At 72.3% G+C, this 13,992-nt stretch carries 14 protein-coding genes and 1 riboswitch; of the genes, 6 read left to right on the top strand and 8 right to left on the bottom strand.

Features of this window, described 5'->3' with window-relative positions:
• Positions 1 to 235 precede the first annotated feature (235 nt).
• The gene (locus OG470_RS08955; RefSeq protein ID WP_328422587.1) at positions 236 to 2,560 is read left to right on the top strand and encodes a HelD family protein; all 2,325 of its coding nucleotides are present in this window, start codon (positions 236 to 238) and stop codon (positions 2,558 to 2,560) included.
• On the opposite strand, the gene OG470_RS08950 is transcribed toward OG470_RS08955, so the two are convergent.
• The 4 genes from OG470_RS08950 to OG470_RS08935 are packed head-to-tail and all read right to left on the bottom strand — an operon-like array spanning position 2,540 to position 4,824.
• A complete protein-coding gene (locus tag OG470_RS08950; protein ID WP_328422585.1) occupies positions 2,540 to 3,151 on the bottom strand; it encodes a hypothetical protein in 612 nt (203 codons plus the stop codon). The two genes, OG470_RS08955 and OG470_RS08950, sit on opposite strands and share 21 nt — an antisense overlap.
• A gap of 4 nt (positions 3,152 to 3,155) precedes the next feature.
• Positions 3,156 to 3,494: a YbaB/EbfC family nucleoid-associated protein gene (locus OG470_RS08945; protein ID WP_328422583.1), complete on the bottom strand. Its 339-nt coding sequence runs from the start codon at positions 3,492 to 3,494 to the stop codon at positions 3,156 to 3,158.
• Positions 3,495 to 3,505: 11 nt separating this feature from the next.
• Positions 3,506 to 4,432, bottom strand: coding sequence for a WXG100 family type VII secretion target (locus OG470_RS08940; protein WP_328422581.1), 927 nt, complete (start codon positions 4,430 to 4,432; stop codon positions 3,506 to 3,508).
• Between the two features lie 2 nt (positions 4,433 to 4,434).
• Positions 4,435 to 4,824, bottom strand: coding sequence for a type VII secretion target (locus OG470_RS08935; protein WP_328422579.1), 390 nt, complete (start codon positions 4,822 to 4,824; stop codon positions 4,435 to 4,437).
• 134 nt (positions 4,825 to 4,958) lie between these two features.
• Here OG470_RS08935 and OG470_RS08930 point away from each other — a divergent pair, with 134 nt between their 5' ends.
• The 5 genes from OG470_RS08930 to OG470_RS08910 all read left to right on the top strand — a co-directional run bounded on the left by OG470_RS08930 (position 4,959) and on the right by OG470_RS08910 (position 8,496).
• The gene (locus OG470_RS08930) at positions 4,959 to 5,600 is read left to right on the top strand and encodes a transporter (protein WP_328422577.1); all 642 of its coding nucleotides are present in this window, start codon (positions 4,959 to 4,961) and stop codon (positions 5,598 to 5,600) included.
• Positions 5,597 to 5,923, top strand: coding sequence for a transcriptional regulator (locus OG470_RS08925; protein WP_328422575.1), 327 nt, complete (start codon positions 5,597 to 5,599; stop codon positions 5,921 to 5,923). The genes OG470_RS08930 and OG470_RS08925 overlap by 4 nt, the downstream gene beginning before the upstream one ends.
• Positions 5,920 to 6,885: an ABC transporter ATP-binding protein gene (locus OG470_RS08920; RefSeq protein ID WP_328422573.1), complete on the top strand. Its 966-nt coding sequence runs from the start codon at positions 5,920 to 5,922 to the stop codon at positions 6,883 to 6,885. Before OG470_RS08925 ends, OG470_RS08920 begins: the two co-directional genes overlap by 4 nt.
• Positions 6,886 to 6,898: 13 nt before the next feature.
• Positions 6,899 to 7,636, top strand: coding sequence for an ABC transporter permease (locus OG470_RS08915; RefSeq protein ID WP_328422571.1), 738 nt, complete (start codon positions 6,899 to 6,901; stop codon positions 7,634 to 7,636).
• Positions 7,637 to 7,731: 95 nt separating this feature from the next.
• Positions 7,732 to 8,496: a VOC family protein gene (locus OG470_RS08910; RefSeq protein WP_328422569.1), complete on the top strand. Its 765-nt coding sequence runs from the start codon at positions 7,732 to 7,734 to the stop codon at positions 8,494 to 8,496.
• Between the two features lie 33 nt (positions 8,497 to 8,529).
• Here OG470_RS08910 and OG470_RS08905 read toward each other — a convergent pair whose 3' ends face one another.
• The 4 genes from OG470_RS08905 to OG470_RS08890 all read right to left on the bottom strand — a co-directional run bounded on the left by OG470_RS08905 (position 8,530) and on the right by OG470_RS08890 (position 13,832).
• Entirely contained in the window at positions 8,530 to 9,309 is a 780-nt protein-coding gene (locus OG470_RS08905) for an ABC transporter ATP-binding protein (protein ID WP_328426234.1), read from the bottom strand.
• 152 nt (positions 9,310 to 9,461) lie between these two features.
• Positions 9,462 to 10,631 carry a FecCD family ABC transporter permease gene (locus OG470_RS08900; RefSeq protein ID WP_328422567.1) on the bottom strand — a complete coding sequence of 390 codons (1,170 nt, stop codon included), beginning with the start codon at positions 10,629 to 10,631 and terminating at the stop codon, positions 9,462 to 9,464.
• Positions 10,632 to 10,644: 13 nt separating this feature from the next.
• Complete coding sequence (locus OG470_RS08895) at positions 10,645 to 11,580, bottom strand: ABC transporter substrate-binding protein (RefSeq protein WP_328422565.1); 936 nt, start codon at positions 11,578 to 11,580, stop codon at positions 10,645 to 10,647.
• 84 nt (positions 11,581 to 11,664) lie between these two features.
• Positions 11,665 to 11,787: riboswitch (cobalamin riboswitch) on the bottom strand.
• A 167-nt stretch (positions 11,788 to 11,954) separates the two neighbouring features.
• Entirely contained in the window at positions 11,955 to 13,832 is a 1,878-nt protein-coding gene (locus tag OG470_RS08890) for a M14 family metallopeptidase (protein WP_328422563.1), read from the bottom strand.
• Between the last annotated feature and the right edge of the window lie 160 nt (positions 13,833 to 13,992).

Raw genomic sequence — 13,992 nt, 5'->3', positions numbered from 1 at the left:
GCGCCGACTCAGTCCGGGACCGAGCACGTGGCACCGCAGCACCCAGCGCCACGCCGTCTCCATCGGGTGGTCGCTTCGGTAATTCGGTGGAAGGGTCGGGCGTGGGAGCGTAGGGTTGCAGCCCGCTTGACGGCCGAGGTGAGCTGCACCGGAACGGACGTCCCCGCGCCGGGTGGCCGGCCATCCGCCCCCGGACACGCGAGCGCGCAGCAGATGTGAACGATGGGACGTCAGCATGCCCGCACTTGACCTCGACACCCACCTCGACACGGATCTGGCCGCCGAGCGCGCACACCTCGCCACCTCACGGGCGGCGCTGCGAAGGATGCGCGAGCGGGCCGAGGCCCTCTTCGCCACGGGTGACCAGGTGGCCGGCGACGCCTACGCCGCGGAGACGCTCGGCCGCACGCTGGCCCGCCGGGTGGCCGAGCTGGCCGACGACCCGACCACGCCCCTCTTCTTCGGCCGCCTCGACTTCGGCGGGACCACGGACAGCGGGACCCCTGATGGCACGACCACGACCAGAACAACGGCGGACAGCGGCCCAGCCCCGGACGCGATCGAGATTGCCGGATCAGGCACGACCGGCGGCGCTGGCAAAACCGGCAGCACGAGCCCAACCGGCAGCGCCGGCACAACTGGCAGCACGGGCTCAACCGGCAGCACGGGCACAACCGGCAGCGCCGGCACAACCGGCAGCACGAGCCCGACCGGCGGCAGCGGCAGCGGCAGCGGCAGCGGCAGCGGCAGCGGCAGCGATCATGACGGGCGGCGCTATCACGTGGGGCGGCGGCATGTCAGTGATGAGCTGGGCGAGCCGTTGGTGCTGGACTGGCGGGCACCGGTTTCGCGGTCGTTCTACCGGGCCAGTGCTCGGGATCCGCAGGGGGTGGCGGTCCGGCGCCGGTTCGGGTTCAGCAACGGGGTGTTGACCAGCTTCGAGGATGAGCGGCTGGACCGGGGCGAGGAGCTGGGCACGACGAGCCGGATCCTCACGGCCGAGATCGAGCGGCCGCGCGTGGGGCCGATGCGGGACATCGTTGCCACCATCCAGCCGGAGCAGGACGAACTGGTCCGGGCCGACCTGGCCGACTCGATCTGCGTGCAGGGCGCGCCGGGCACCGGGAAGACCGCCGTCGGTCTGCACCGGGCCGCGTACCTGCTCTACCTGCACCGGGAGCGGTTGCGGCGGGCGGGTGTGCTGATCGTCGGGCCGAACCGGGCGTTCCTGTCGTACATCGCGGCGGTGCTGCCGGCGCTGGGCGAGGTCGAGGTCGAGCAGGCCACGGTGGAGGAGCTGATCTCCCGGGTGCCGGTCCGGGCGGTCGAGCCGTCGGCGGTCGCCGCACTCAAGCACGACGTGCGGATGGCCAGTGTGCTGCGCCGAGCGGTGCAGGCACAGATCGGTACGCCGACCGATCCGATCACCGTGTCGGACGGCTCGTTCCGGTGGCGGATCGGCCTGGAGCCGCTGCACCGGATTGTCGAGGAGACCCGTCGGGAGGGGCTGCCGTACGGCACCGGCCGGGAGCGGGTCCGGGCGCGAGTGGTGAGCCTGCTGCAACGGCAGGCCGAGGCACGCCGGGCGGAGTCGCCCAGCGACGCCTGGCTGCGCCGGATGGGCCGGTGCCGACAGGTAGCCGACTTCCTGGACGCGGTCTGGCCGGCGCTCACCCCCGAAGGGCTGGTGCACGGCCTGCTGGCCGACCCGGCCCGGCTCGCCGCCGCGGCGGACGGACTGCTCAGCGACGCCGAGCAGGCGCTGCTGGTCTGGGCGAAGCCGGCCCGTACCGCGAAGGCGACCCGCTGGACCGCCGCCGACGCGGTGCTGGTCGACGAGGCGGCCGGGCTGCTGGAGCGGCCCTCCGGGTTCGGGCACGTGGTGGTGGACGAGGCGCAGGACCTCTCCCCGATGCAGTGCCGGGCCATCGCCCGACGTAGCGAGCACGGCTCGGTCACTCTCCTCGGTGACCTCGCCCAGGGCACCGCACCGTGGGCGGCGACCGACTGGCGGGAGTCCCTGGCCCACCTGGGCAAGCCGGACGCCGTGGTGGTGCCACTGACGATCGGCTTCCGGGTGCCCGCCGCGGTGGTCGCGTTCGCCAATCAACTGCTGCCGGCGCTCGCGGTGGACGTACCCCCGGCAGAGTCGCTGCGCCACGATGGCGGCCTGGACGTGCGTACCGTGACCGACCTGACCGCGGCGACGGTGGCCGAGGTGCGCGCGGCGCTCGCGCACGACGGCTCGGTCGGCGTGATCGCCGCGGACGACGCGGTCGACGGGCTGCGCGCGGCGCTGGCCGCGGTCGGCGTCCCGACCGCGACCGCCGACGACGTGGCCGACCTGGCGCGGGTCACCGTGGTGCCCGCGACGCTGGTCAAGGGCCTGGAGTACGACCACGTGGTGGTGGTCGAGCCGGCCGCGATCGTCGCGGCCGAGCCGCGCGGGCTGCACCGGCTGTACGTGGTGCTCACCCGGGCGGTGTCGCGGCTCGCGGTGCTGCACCACGAGCCGCTGCCCGCGCCGCTCCTGACCGGGTCAGCGACCGGAGAGAGCTGAGGCGATCTCGCGCAGCGGCTTGCCCGACTCGGCGATCGGCACCGTGAAGGCCAGCCAGGAGCCGTCGGTGAACTCGATCCGGAGGCGCTTCGGGTTGAGCCGGTGCCAGCCCACCCGGGCGTCGGCCATTGCCGTCCGGGGCGCCGACCAGACGACCCGGGTCTCGGCCACCGCCCGCTCGTCGTCGGCCTGGCTCGACCAGAGCTTCGTCGGACCGGACGCGCACACGAGCAACCGCCGGTCGGTGACGGCGAGGACGGTGTCGTTGAGCGTCGTGGCCGGGGGCACCGGCCGCCGGGCGTGTTGCAGGGTGGAGGCGGACGAGCCGGGCGCTCCCCGGCCGGCCACCCCGTGGGTGACTCGGTCGACGATCCGATCCCCCGCCGGGAAGGAGAACAGCGGCGAGAGCAGGTTGAGCAGCGCCCCGGAGACACCTCCGCCACCACCGGCGCCGGAGGTTCCCGGCTGCTCCGCTTGCGGTGGGTCGGCTGGCAGGACGCCCTGGGCGATCTCCGTCTTCGCGACGGCGAGCACCTGTTCCCCCGGCTCGACCAGCTGGGTCAGCCGTTCCTGGTAGCTGATGTCCGCCATCGGCTCAGTACCGGTCGGCGGCCGGTCGGCCGGCGTCGGGAGCGTCGCCGATCACCTCGCCGACCAGTTCGCGTACCCGGGCGGCGGCCGCGGCCTGGGCGCGGCTGGCCGCGGCGGTGAACTCCTCGGCCAGGGTGAACGAGTCGAGGCGCATCGCCCTGGCGTTGATCTCGGACGACACGATCGTGCCGTCCGCCGCGGCGGTGACCCGGACCAGGCCGGAGTCACTCACGCCCTCGGCGCTGCTCTCTTCGAGCTCGGTCATCTTGCTGGCCAGCTCGCGCTGCCAGCCGTCCAGGTTGCGGGCCAGCGCCTCGATGCGGTCCAGACCGGGAAAGGTCATGGCGGTCCCTCTCAGGTCAGGATGGAGTCGAAGACATTCTGCACGCCCTTGGTGTACGGGCCCATATCCTCGCGGTACGTGCCGTCCACCAGGTAGTTGCGGTCCTTGGTGCCGTCGGAGATGTCGTGCAGCCCGACTCCGGTGTCCATGAGGGCTCCGCCGAAGCCAGGGATGTTCACCGGGGACGCCTGGTTGATCAGGAACTTGCCCGGGAAGAGAGTCTTGAATTTCTCGAGCTGGAACGCCCTGGCCTCGGCCGACCACCCGGACTTGTTCCACATCCGGTACGCCTTCTTGGCCTTGCGGATCTCCAGCACCGCCCGGCGGTACTTCATCAGCAGCTCGGCGACCTTCTGCATCTTGGTGGCCAGCTTCGTCAGGATCTCGGCGAACCGCGCGACGATCTTGACCATCCGGCCGACCGTGGTGGCGAGCCGGGCCAGCACCCGGACGACCGTCGCCGCGAGCGAGATGCCGGCGCTGAGCGCTGCCGCCACCGCCGCGATGATCACCTCGGTGAGGAACCAGAGCAGGAACTCGAGGATCAGCTCGACCAGCAGGTTGAACGCGTCGACCGCCGCGTTGGCCGCGTCGACCAGCACCTCCTTGGTGCCGTCCAACCCGCGGGCCAACTCCTCGATCGCCTCCTCCACCGAGTCCATCGAGGCGTGGAAGCTCTCGGCGGCATCACCCGACCAGGCACCCCGCAGCCGGGCCCGGTCCTGGATCTGCTCGCCAGCGATCGCGCGGACCGCCTCGCCGGTGGTCAGGCAGAGCTGGGCGGCGTTCATCAGTTCGTCCGGCTCGCCGGCGACCAGTTCGAGCAGCTGCTCGAAGGGCCAGAGCACCGCGTTGGACAGCGGCTTGAACGGGTCGGGGGTGCCCGACACGATCTGCTCGAAGTAGGTCTTGTTGCGCTGCAACGCCTCCGTACTCACGCCTACACCTGTCCACTCGGGCCACCGGCGCCGGGCGACCAGGGGCCGGGCGCGATGACGTCGGGAGCGGCCGGGCGGCCGGGCACGAACAGATCGGTGCTGGCCACGTCGGTGCCGGTGTAGGCCTCGGCGGTGTCGCTCAGCCCTTCGGCGATGTCCGCCATCACCTCGGCGCCGTCGGCAAGCCCCTGCAGGCACGCTTCAAACTGCTCGGCGTACGTCGCAGCGAGGCTGAAGGACGCCGGCATCACCCCGAAGGCGTGCCGCGACACGTGCCCGTCGCCGAACGAGCGATGCAGCTCGCGAAAGCGGGCCGCCCGATCGTTTGACGCCGCGGCGAATGCCGTCAAGGCCTCCGGCTGGACCTCCAGCTGATTGCTCGGGCTCGACACGGACCCTCCCCTGTGTCCTGTGCGACGAGTCAGCCGCCGCAGCCCCCACCATAGGCACTCTGTGCTGCTACCGACATCCCGGGCGGAGGCGTCCAGGTCTTGTGGGATTGACTTTGTGGTTTAAAGTAGTTTGCGTGAACCTCGACGACGACGATCCGCCACCCCCCGACGCCGCGGCAGCGCTCCACCTCATCCGGGAGCAACGGGTGGCGACGGCACGCCGGCTCGAGCCGGACGCCCGACTGCTCTACTGGCCATGGGGTGTCGCCTGGTTGGTCGGTTTCGGGCTGTTCTTCCTGCGCTTCGCACCCGACGGTCGGGTGCTGGTCCGGCTACCGGACTGGCTGCCGGTGACCGCCCTCTTCGGCCTGCTGGTGGCCGCCGCGGCGGTCCAGGCGGTCGCCAGCGCGCGGGCGTACGGCCAGGTCAGCGGCGACTCCGCCCGGCGCGGGCGCTGGTACGGCTGCGCCTGGGCCCTGGGTTCGGTGAGCGTGTTCGCGGTGCTCGGCCGGGTCGTCGACCACCTGCCACACGACCAGGCGGCGCTGCTCTGGTCGGCGACCGCCGTCGGGCTGACCGGTGCGCTGCAGATGGCCGGCGGAGCAATCTGGCTGGACCGGGACCTGTTCCGGCTGGGCGTCTGGATCAGCGTGATCAACGTGGCCGGTACGTTCGCCGGGCCGGGCTGGCACGCGCTGGTGCTGGCGGTGGCCGGCGGTGGCGGGATCCTGGTCGCCGGCGCGATCAGCCGGCTGCGACAGCGGCGGCGTTCGTGACCGAGCTCGATCCGGTGATCCACGCGCAGGCCCGGCTGCGGGTGGTTGCCACCCTCTCCGCGCTCGGCGACGGGGACCGGATCGCCTTCCCCCGATTGCAGGAGCTGCTCGCGATGACCGCCGGCAACCTCTCCGTGCACCTGCGCAAGCTCGAGGAGGCCGGCTACGTCGAGGTCAGCAAGACCCACCGTGGGCGCACCCCGGCCACCCTGATCCGGCTCAGCCGGCGGGGCCGGCTTGCGTTCGAGGAGTACACCGAAGCCATCCGCGCCCTGCTCGACCCCACCCAGCTTGACCCCACTCCGTCGAAGGAGCAGCCATGATCCTCGCCCGCGCCGACCAGGCCAGCCGCCGGTACGGCGATGTCCTGGCCCTCGACCGCGTCGACCTGGAAGTCCGGGCCGGTGAGCTGGTCGGCCTGCTCGGCCCGAACGGCGCCGGCAAGAGCACTCTGATGAACCTGCTGGTCGGTCTACGTCGTCCCAGCTCGGGGCGGGTCGAGCTGTTCGGCGGTGACCCCCGCGACCCGGCGTCCCGGCGACAGATCGGGGTCACCCCGCAGGAGACCGGCCTGCCGGGCACGCTGCGCGTCGGTGAGGTCGTCGACTTCGTCTCCGCGCACTACCCGGATCCGGTGCCTCGGGGTGAACTGCTCGACCGCTTCGGTCTGGGCGACCTCGCCCGGCGGCAGACCGGCGGCCTCTCCGGCGGGCAGCGCCGGCGGCTGGCGGTGGCGCTGGCGTTCGTGGGCCGGCCCCGGCTGGTGCTGCTCGACGAGCCGACCACCGGCCTGGACGTGGCCGCCCGGCACACCCTGTGGGACGCGATCCGGGCGTTCCACGATGACGGCGGGACGGTCCTGTTGAGCAGCCACTATCTGGAAGAGGTGGAGGCCCTGGCCCGCCGGGTGGTGGTGATCGGGCAGGGCCGGGTGCTCGCCGACGACACGGTGGACGCGGTCCGCGGCATCGTCGGCGTGCGCCGGGTCAGCCTGGTCGCCGACGAGCTGCCCGAGCTGCCCGGGGTGGTCCGCACCGAACGGATCGACGGTCGGCTGCACCTGCTCACCACCGACGCCGACCAGCTGGTCCGGGCGCTGGTCACCGCCGGGACCGCCTTCGCCGACCTGGAGGTCCGGCCCACCTCGCTGGAGGAGGCGTTCCTCGCCATCACCGCCGGGGAGCAGGTCCCCACCGGAGAGCAGCCCGCCATCGGGAAGCAGTCCGCTGCCGGGGAACCGCCCGCCACCACCGCCACCGCTGGCGGCCGACCCACCACCGCCTGAGGAGGCGTCCACCGTGCAGCTCGCCCTGGTCCACGCCCGCTACCAGCTCCTGGAGATCATCCGGATTCCGGTGGCCGTCTTCGGCAGCGCCTTCTTCCCGGCCGCCGCCATGATCTTCTTCGTGGTGCCGTTCGCCGGCGAAGACCCGGTCGGCGCCACCTTCGCCACCGCGTCGATGGTCACCTTCTCGGTGATGAGCGCCAACATCTTCCAGTACGGCGTCGGCGTCGCCGAGGACCGCGACCAGCCGTGGAATCCGTACACCCGGACCCTGCCGGCCGGGCCGGCGCCCCGGTTCGCCGGCCGGGTGCTGGCCGGCCTGGCGCTGACGTACCTGTCGCTGATCCCGGTCGTGGTGATCGGCGCGACGCTGACCGCGGCCCGGATCACGCCGGCGGCGTTCCTGCTGGCCGCCGGTACCGTGGCCGTCATCTCGGTGCCGTTCACGCTGATGGGGCTCGCCATCGGCTACTCGCTGCCAAGCAAGGCGGCGATCGTGGTGGCGCAGGTGGTCTTCCTGCCGCTCGCGTTCGGCGGCGGCCTGCTCTCCGCACCAGGCGAGGCACCCGGGTTCATCGAGACGATCGCGCCGTTCCTGCCCACCCGGGGTGCGGTCGAGCTGATCTGGTCGGCCGTCGGTGACTACCCGGTCCAGCCGCTGTCGGTGATCATGCTCGGCGTCTGGGTGGTGCTGCTCGCCACGCTCGCCGGCTGGGCGTACCGACGGGACGAGGGTCGCCGGTTTAGCTGACGATTCGTCCGTTTCCGCCCCGGGCCGCAGCGGGACGGTGCCAGGATTCCGGCAGGGGGCCGTCGTGGCCGCCCGGGCCGAGAGGGGTCTTCACCGTGAGCACCGTCCCGCCGGGCACGCCCTGCTGGGCCGACCTGGCCACCCCGGACCTGACCGACGCCCGGCGCTTCTACCCGGAGCTGTTCGGCTGGACCGGCCGGGTGACACCGGAGCCCGAGGCGGGTGGCTACACCGTCTTCCTGCTCGACGGACAGCCGGTGGCCGGCGCCGGGCCGCCGGCGATCCCGGACCAGGTGCCGATCTGGTCGACGTACCTCGCCACCGACGACGCGGAGCTGGTCGCCGGGCGGGTGGAACGGGCTGGCGGGCAGGTCGTCGTGCCGCCGTTCGAGGTCTTCGACCGGGGCCGGATGGCGGTCTTCGCCGACCCGGCGGGCGCCACCTTCAGCGTCTGGCAACCGCAGGCCATGCCCGGTGCCGAGGTGTTCAACGTGCCCGGCGCGATGAGCTGGAACGAGCTGGTCACCCCGGACCCGGAGGGCGCGAAGGTCTTCTACGAGCTGGTGTTCGGCTGGCAGCCCGATGACCAGCCGGTCGGCGGGATGACGTACACCGGATGGCGGCTCGGGGCGCGGATCGTCGCCGGGATGATGCCGCCGTTCGCCGACGATTTCCCGGCCGACCTGCCGGCGTACTGGACGGTGTACTTCGCGGTGGCCGACGCGGACGCCGCCGCGGCCCGCGCCGCCGAGCTGGGCGGGACGATCCTGGTCCCGCCCCGCGACAACCCGGCCGGTCGGTTCGCCGCCCTGCGCGACCCCCAGGGCGCCCTCTTCTCCGTCATCGACCTGGGCCCCTGACCTGGCCACCTCCCCCAGGATTGGAGCGAGGGGTCAGGGCGTGCGGGGGCGGACGGGGACTACCAGAGGGCCGTGGGTGCCGGGGACGACGCGGACGCTGGCCCGGTAGTGGGTGGCGAGGAGGTGCTCGGTCAGTACCTCGCGGGGGGTTCCGGCGGCCACCACCCGGCCGTCGGCGAGCATCACCATCCGGTCGGCGTACTCGCCGGCCAGGGAGAGGTCATGCATCGTGGCGAGCACGGTCAGGCCGTGCTCGCGGCGCAACTGGTCGACCAGCTCCAGCACGTCCTGCTGGTGACCGATGTCCAGCGCGCTGGTCGGCTCGTCGAGCAGCAGCAGCGTCGCGCCCTGGGCCAGTGCCCGGGCGAGGAAGACCCGCTGGCGTTCGCCCCCGGAGAGGGTGGCCAACTCCCGGTGGTGGAAGCCGGTGAGGTCCAGCCGGTCGAGCACCTCGTGCACGGCGTCCACGTCGGCGGCCGACTCCCGGCCCAGCGGCGGGATGTACGGGGTGCGCCCCAGCAGCACGTAGTCCAGCACCGACATGCCTGGCGGCACCACCGGGGACTGCGTCACCGTGGCCACCACCCGGGCGCGGTCCCGGCGGCGCAGCGCGGCGCTCGCCGTACCGAACAGGGTGATCGCCCCCGGCGCGGGCAGCAGCCCGCCGACGGCGCGCAGCAGGGTCGACTTGCCGGCGCCGTTCGGGCCGATCACGGTGACCCACTCGCCGGCCGCGACCGTGAGGTCGACGCCGGTGAGGATCGGCGTGCCGTCCAGGCTGACGTGCAGCCCCCGGACCTCGACAGCCGGCACGCCGGCATCGCCGGCCGGGCCAGCGGGGCCGGTGGCGGCCGCGCCGGCCAAGCCAGCCGGGCCGGTGGTGGCCGCGCCGGCCAAGCCAGCCGGACCGGTGGTGGCCGCGCCAGCAGGGCCAGCAGCGGGCGAGCCGGCGGTGCGCTCGGGGCTCACGTGAGCACCCGCCGGGCGGTACGCAGCACGAGCACGAAGAACGGGCCGCCGAGCAGGGCGGTGACCACCCCGATCGGGATCTCGGCCGGGGCGGCGGCGGTGCGGGCCACCACGTCGGTCAGCGCCAAGAACGCGGCGCCGAACAGCAGCGACAGCGGCAGGATCACCCGGTAGCTCGCCCCGGCGAGCAGGCGGACGGTGTGCGGCACGATGATGCCGACGAAGCCGATCAGGCCGGTCGCGGAGACCGCCGCGGCGGTGCCCAGCGAGGCGGCGGCGATCAGCAGGTAGCGGGAGCGCTGCGGGTGCAGGCCGAGGCTCTTCGCCTCGTCGTCACCGACGGCGAGGACGTCCAGCTCGCGGCGGTGCAGCAGCACCACCACGGTGGTCAGCACGGCGTACGGCAGCACCAGCAGCACGTCGTGCCAGCCCGCGGTGGCCAGCCGACCGAGCAGCCAGGAGTAGACCTGCTGGATGCTGTCGGAGTGCCGTTGCAGCAGGTACGTCTGCCCGGCGGACAGGAACGCGGAGACCGCCACCCCGGCCAGGATCAGCATCGCGGGTGAGCGGCTCCGCCCGCCGGCACCACCGAGCAGGTAGGTCATCGTCACGGCGACCAGCGAGCCGGCGAAGGCCGCCAGTGGGATGGTCACCGGCAGCCCGGTGATCGAGCCCTGCCGACCGGCGCCGCCGAGGGCGATCACCGCGGTGACCGCCAGCCCGGCGCCGGCGGCAACGCCGAGCAGGTACGGGTCGGCCAGCGGGTTGCGGAAAACCCCCTGATAGCAGCCGCCGGCCAGGGCGAGGAGGCCGCCGACGAGCAGACCCAGCACCACCCGGGGCAGCCGCAGCTCGGTGACGATGGCGATTTCCCGCTCGGTCAGCCCGCTGTCCAGGTGCACCCCGGGGATCAGGTTGAGCAGCTCGGCGGCGACGCTGCCCGGCGGCAGGCTGACCGGGCCGATGGACACCCCGGCGATCAGCGCGACCAGCACCGCGAACACGCCGGCGACCAGCCAACGCTTGCGCAGCCCGGCGGGCCGGGTTCCAGACGGCAGCCCAGCGGGTCGGGCTCCGAACGGCAGCCCGGCGGGCCGGGACGGAGGCTGCGTCCCGGCCGGCTGGGTGGATGCTGCCGGTGCACCCGAGGGTGACGGCCCGGTCATCGACGGACGACGGTCACGCGGGCACCTTGGCGACCGCGTCGACGATGACCCGCAGCAGGTCCACGATCCGCGGGCCCCAGCGGGAGGCGATGTCGTCGTCCAGTGCGACCACCTGGTTGTTCTTCACCGCGGTCAGCCCGGCCCAGCCGCTGCGCGCCTTGACCGAGTCGGCGTTCTGCTGGCAGCACTTGGAGTCGGCCAGGAAGACGAAGTCCGGGTTGGCCTTGACGATGAACTCCTGGGAGAGCTGCGGGTAGCCGGCGCTCTTGCCGTCGGCGTCGGCCGGGTCGGCGATGTTGGTCAGCCCGACCTGGCTGTAGAGCGAGCCGATGAAGGTCTTGCTGGTCGCGCTGTACAGCTCCGGGCCCAGCTCGTGGAAGTAGGTGAGCTTCTCGGCGCGCTGCGGCACGTCCTTGAGCAGCTTGGCAATGTCGTCCTTCATCCGGCCGGTGACGTCGGCGGCCTGGTCGACGTGCCCGGTCAGGCTGCCCAGCTCGGTGATCTGCCGGTAGGAGTCGTCCAGCGTGGTCGCCGCCGGAGTCAGGTAGACCGGAATCTTCAGCTTGCCGAGCTGCTCGACGATCTTGTTTCGGTCATCGGAGAGCACCACCAGGTCGGGGCTCTTGCCGGCGATCGCCTCGGCGTTGGGCTGGAAGCCGGACAGGTCGCTCTTGGGCGCGTCGGCCGGGTAGCTGGACTGGTCGTCGACCGCGCTCACCTGCGGGCCGGCACCGATCGCGAAGAGCATCTCGGTGGCGGTGGGCGACAACGAGACGATCTTCTCGGGGCGCTTGTCGAGGGTCAGCGAGCCGACCGTCACCGGGTAGGCGACGGTCGCCGAACTGGCGCCGGCGGCCGGCTGGTCGGCGGCCTTCTCGGCGCAGGCGCCGAGGGCGAGTGCGGCGACCGCGAGGGTCGCGGCGAAGAGCCGGGGGGTACGTCTGGACATGGGTCCTCCTGTCGGTCGAGGAGTGTGGTGCTTCGCCGACAGGACTTTCGTGCGCCCGCCCACGAGGCGCCCTTCCTCGAGAGCGCGTGTCGCGACCGATCCGCAGGCGACCTGGCTCGTCCCCGCCGTCAGGACGGGGCATCACAGTTGCGGGACAGCGCCGGACTCACACCGGCTTCGCTGCGGACTGGTCGCTAAGACGGTAGCGCACCGCCAGGACGTGCCGGATCGATCAAGGACCGATCACCGCCGGTCGATCACCTGGGCCGCCCGATGACGGGGTGGGGTGGTCGACCGGCGGCGATATGTCCCGGATCCGCGGGGTCGGAGCGGGTGGTGGGGCCCCGCCGGGGGCGGGACGGGGCCCCACCCGATCAGGAGGCGGTGATGGTGACGTTGTCCACAGCCGCCTCCACCAGGCTGGCGCCGGAGGCGTCCGCCGCCTCGACGAGGATGCGCACCGACTGGCCCGCGTACGGGCTGAGGTTGAGGTTGGCCACCGCCCAGCTCCCGGTGCGGTTGGCTGCCGCGCCGGCCTGGGTGAGCAGCGCCGTGGTGCCGCCGTTGTGCACCACGCTCACCCGCAGGTAGTCCGCCGAAGAGGCGTTCGAGCCGTGCGCCAGGTACCAGGCCAACGACAGGGTCAGCGTGCCGGACGACGGCAGGGTCACCGCCGGGGACCGGGCGCTGGTCACGCCGCCGTCGACGTCGTGGTCACCGGCGGCCGATCCCGCGAGCCGGCCGGTGACCAGGTCGTTGGCGCCGGCGTACGGGGTGAGCTGCTTGGCCCCGCTGGAGGTGGTCGCCTGGGCGGCGCCCCGCTCGAACACCCCGGCCGTGGCGGTGTCGGTGCCGGACGGGTTGATCGTCCAGCCGGTGGCCGTCTCGAAGGTGTCCGACCAGACGGTGGTGCCGCCACCGCCGCCGCAGTACTGCGCCTGCTTGCCGATGGCCCGGTACGGGCAGTCGGCGTACTCGCTGAGCATCAGCACGGCCTCCCGGTTGCGGGTGGTCTGCGCGGGGATCACCTCGTCCGGCGGGTAAAAGCCGCCGCCACTCGCCGAGCCCGGGTACATCTCGAAGGTGTACGCCCAGATGTTGTGGGTGGCCCACATCCAGTCGATGCTGGTGCCGTCGGCGATGTAGAGGTCGCTGGACTGCTCCGGGGTGTAGCTGTTGGTGGCCGCCATCTGCTGGCCGATGGTGGCGAAGGTGTTGTACTGGTCCGCGCTCATCCCCGCCGGATTGTTGGCGGTGGTGTAGCCGAAGGGCCAGAGCACCAGTTGCGAGTAGGTGTGGAAGTCGATGTTCGCCTTGATCTGCTGGACGCCGCCGACGACCCGGCTGTTGACGAAGTTGCGCAGCGCCTGCGTCTCCGGGGCGGAGAACGCCGACGGGCCGCGGTAGGTCTCCGACGAGGTGCTGCCGGACGAGCCGCCGCAGCAGCCCCACTGGTGGGACCAGTTGCGGTTCAGGTCAGTGCCGACCGCGGACGAGCCGCTGTTCGGCTGCCGGTTCTTGCGCCACGACCGGTACGACCCGGTGGCGATGTCGTACTCGCTGCCGTCCGGGTTGACCGTTGGCACGATCCAGATCTCCCGGCTGTTGACGATGTTCGTGATCCGGGAGTCGGAGCCGTAGCTGTCGGTGAAGAGGTTGAGCAGGTAGATCGCCATCTCGACGGTCAGGTGCTCGCGGGCGTGCTGCTGGGCGTTGAACAGGATCTCCGGCTCACCCTCGTCGGTGCCGACGTTGTCGGAGATCTTCACCGCCATCAGGTCGCGGCCCTCGTACGACGCACCAATGCTGATCTTGCGGGCGATGGCCGGGTGGTCGGCGACGGCCTGGTTCACCACGGCGGTCAGTTCCGCGTAGTCGTGGAAGTTGGAGTCGGCGGGCGGGAACGCCAACGTGCCCACCTCGCCTGCGCCTCGCTCGACGTTCGGCGGTGGGGCGAGCGGTTCCAGCCGGAAGCCGAGACGGCTGATCGCGGCGGCCTCGGTGGCGGTGGCCGAGATGTGCAGTACGCCGTGTTCGGAGTAGTCGATGGCGGCCCCGGTGCGGGCCACCGCGGTGCGGTCGGCGACGGTCCGAGGGCCGAGCACCCGGTAGCCGGTGGCGGCCTGTTCGGCGGTCCGGTCCGGTGCTGGTCGGGCGGCGACCGGGGCGGCGCCGACGGTGGCGATTGCCAGCCCGGTGACGACGGCGAGCACCAGGACGCGGCGGAGAGGGGTGGGCGTGCGGAGGGCCATGGACTACCTCCTCGAAGGGCGGGAGATCCCGCTCGGTGGAGGACACTTCACCATCAGTCACATGGTCATATCAATATTAATCGCTGCCTAATGCATCCCAGGCGGATCATCGCGGCGGCAATGATTTTCCACCATCGAACATCTGGCGAAACTTCCCTCC

Origin of the sequence: Micromonospora sp. NBC_00389, from assembly GCF_036059255.1 — a bacterium.
Lineage (GTDB): Bacteria > Actinomycetota > Actinomycetes > Mycobacteriales > Micromonosporaceae > Micromonospora.
This window is presented reverse-complemented; position numbering and strand designations above follow the sequence as displayed.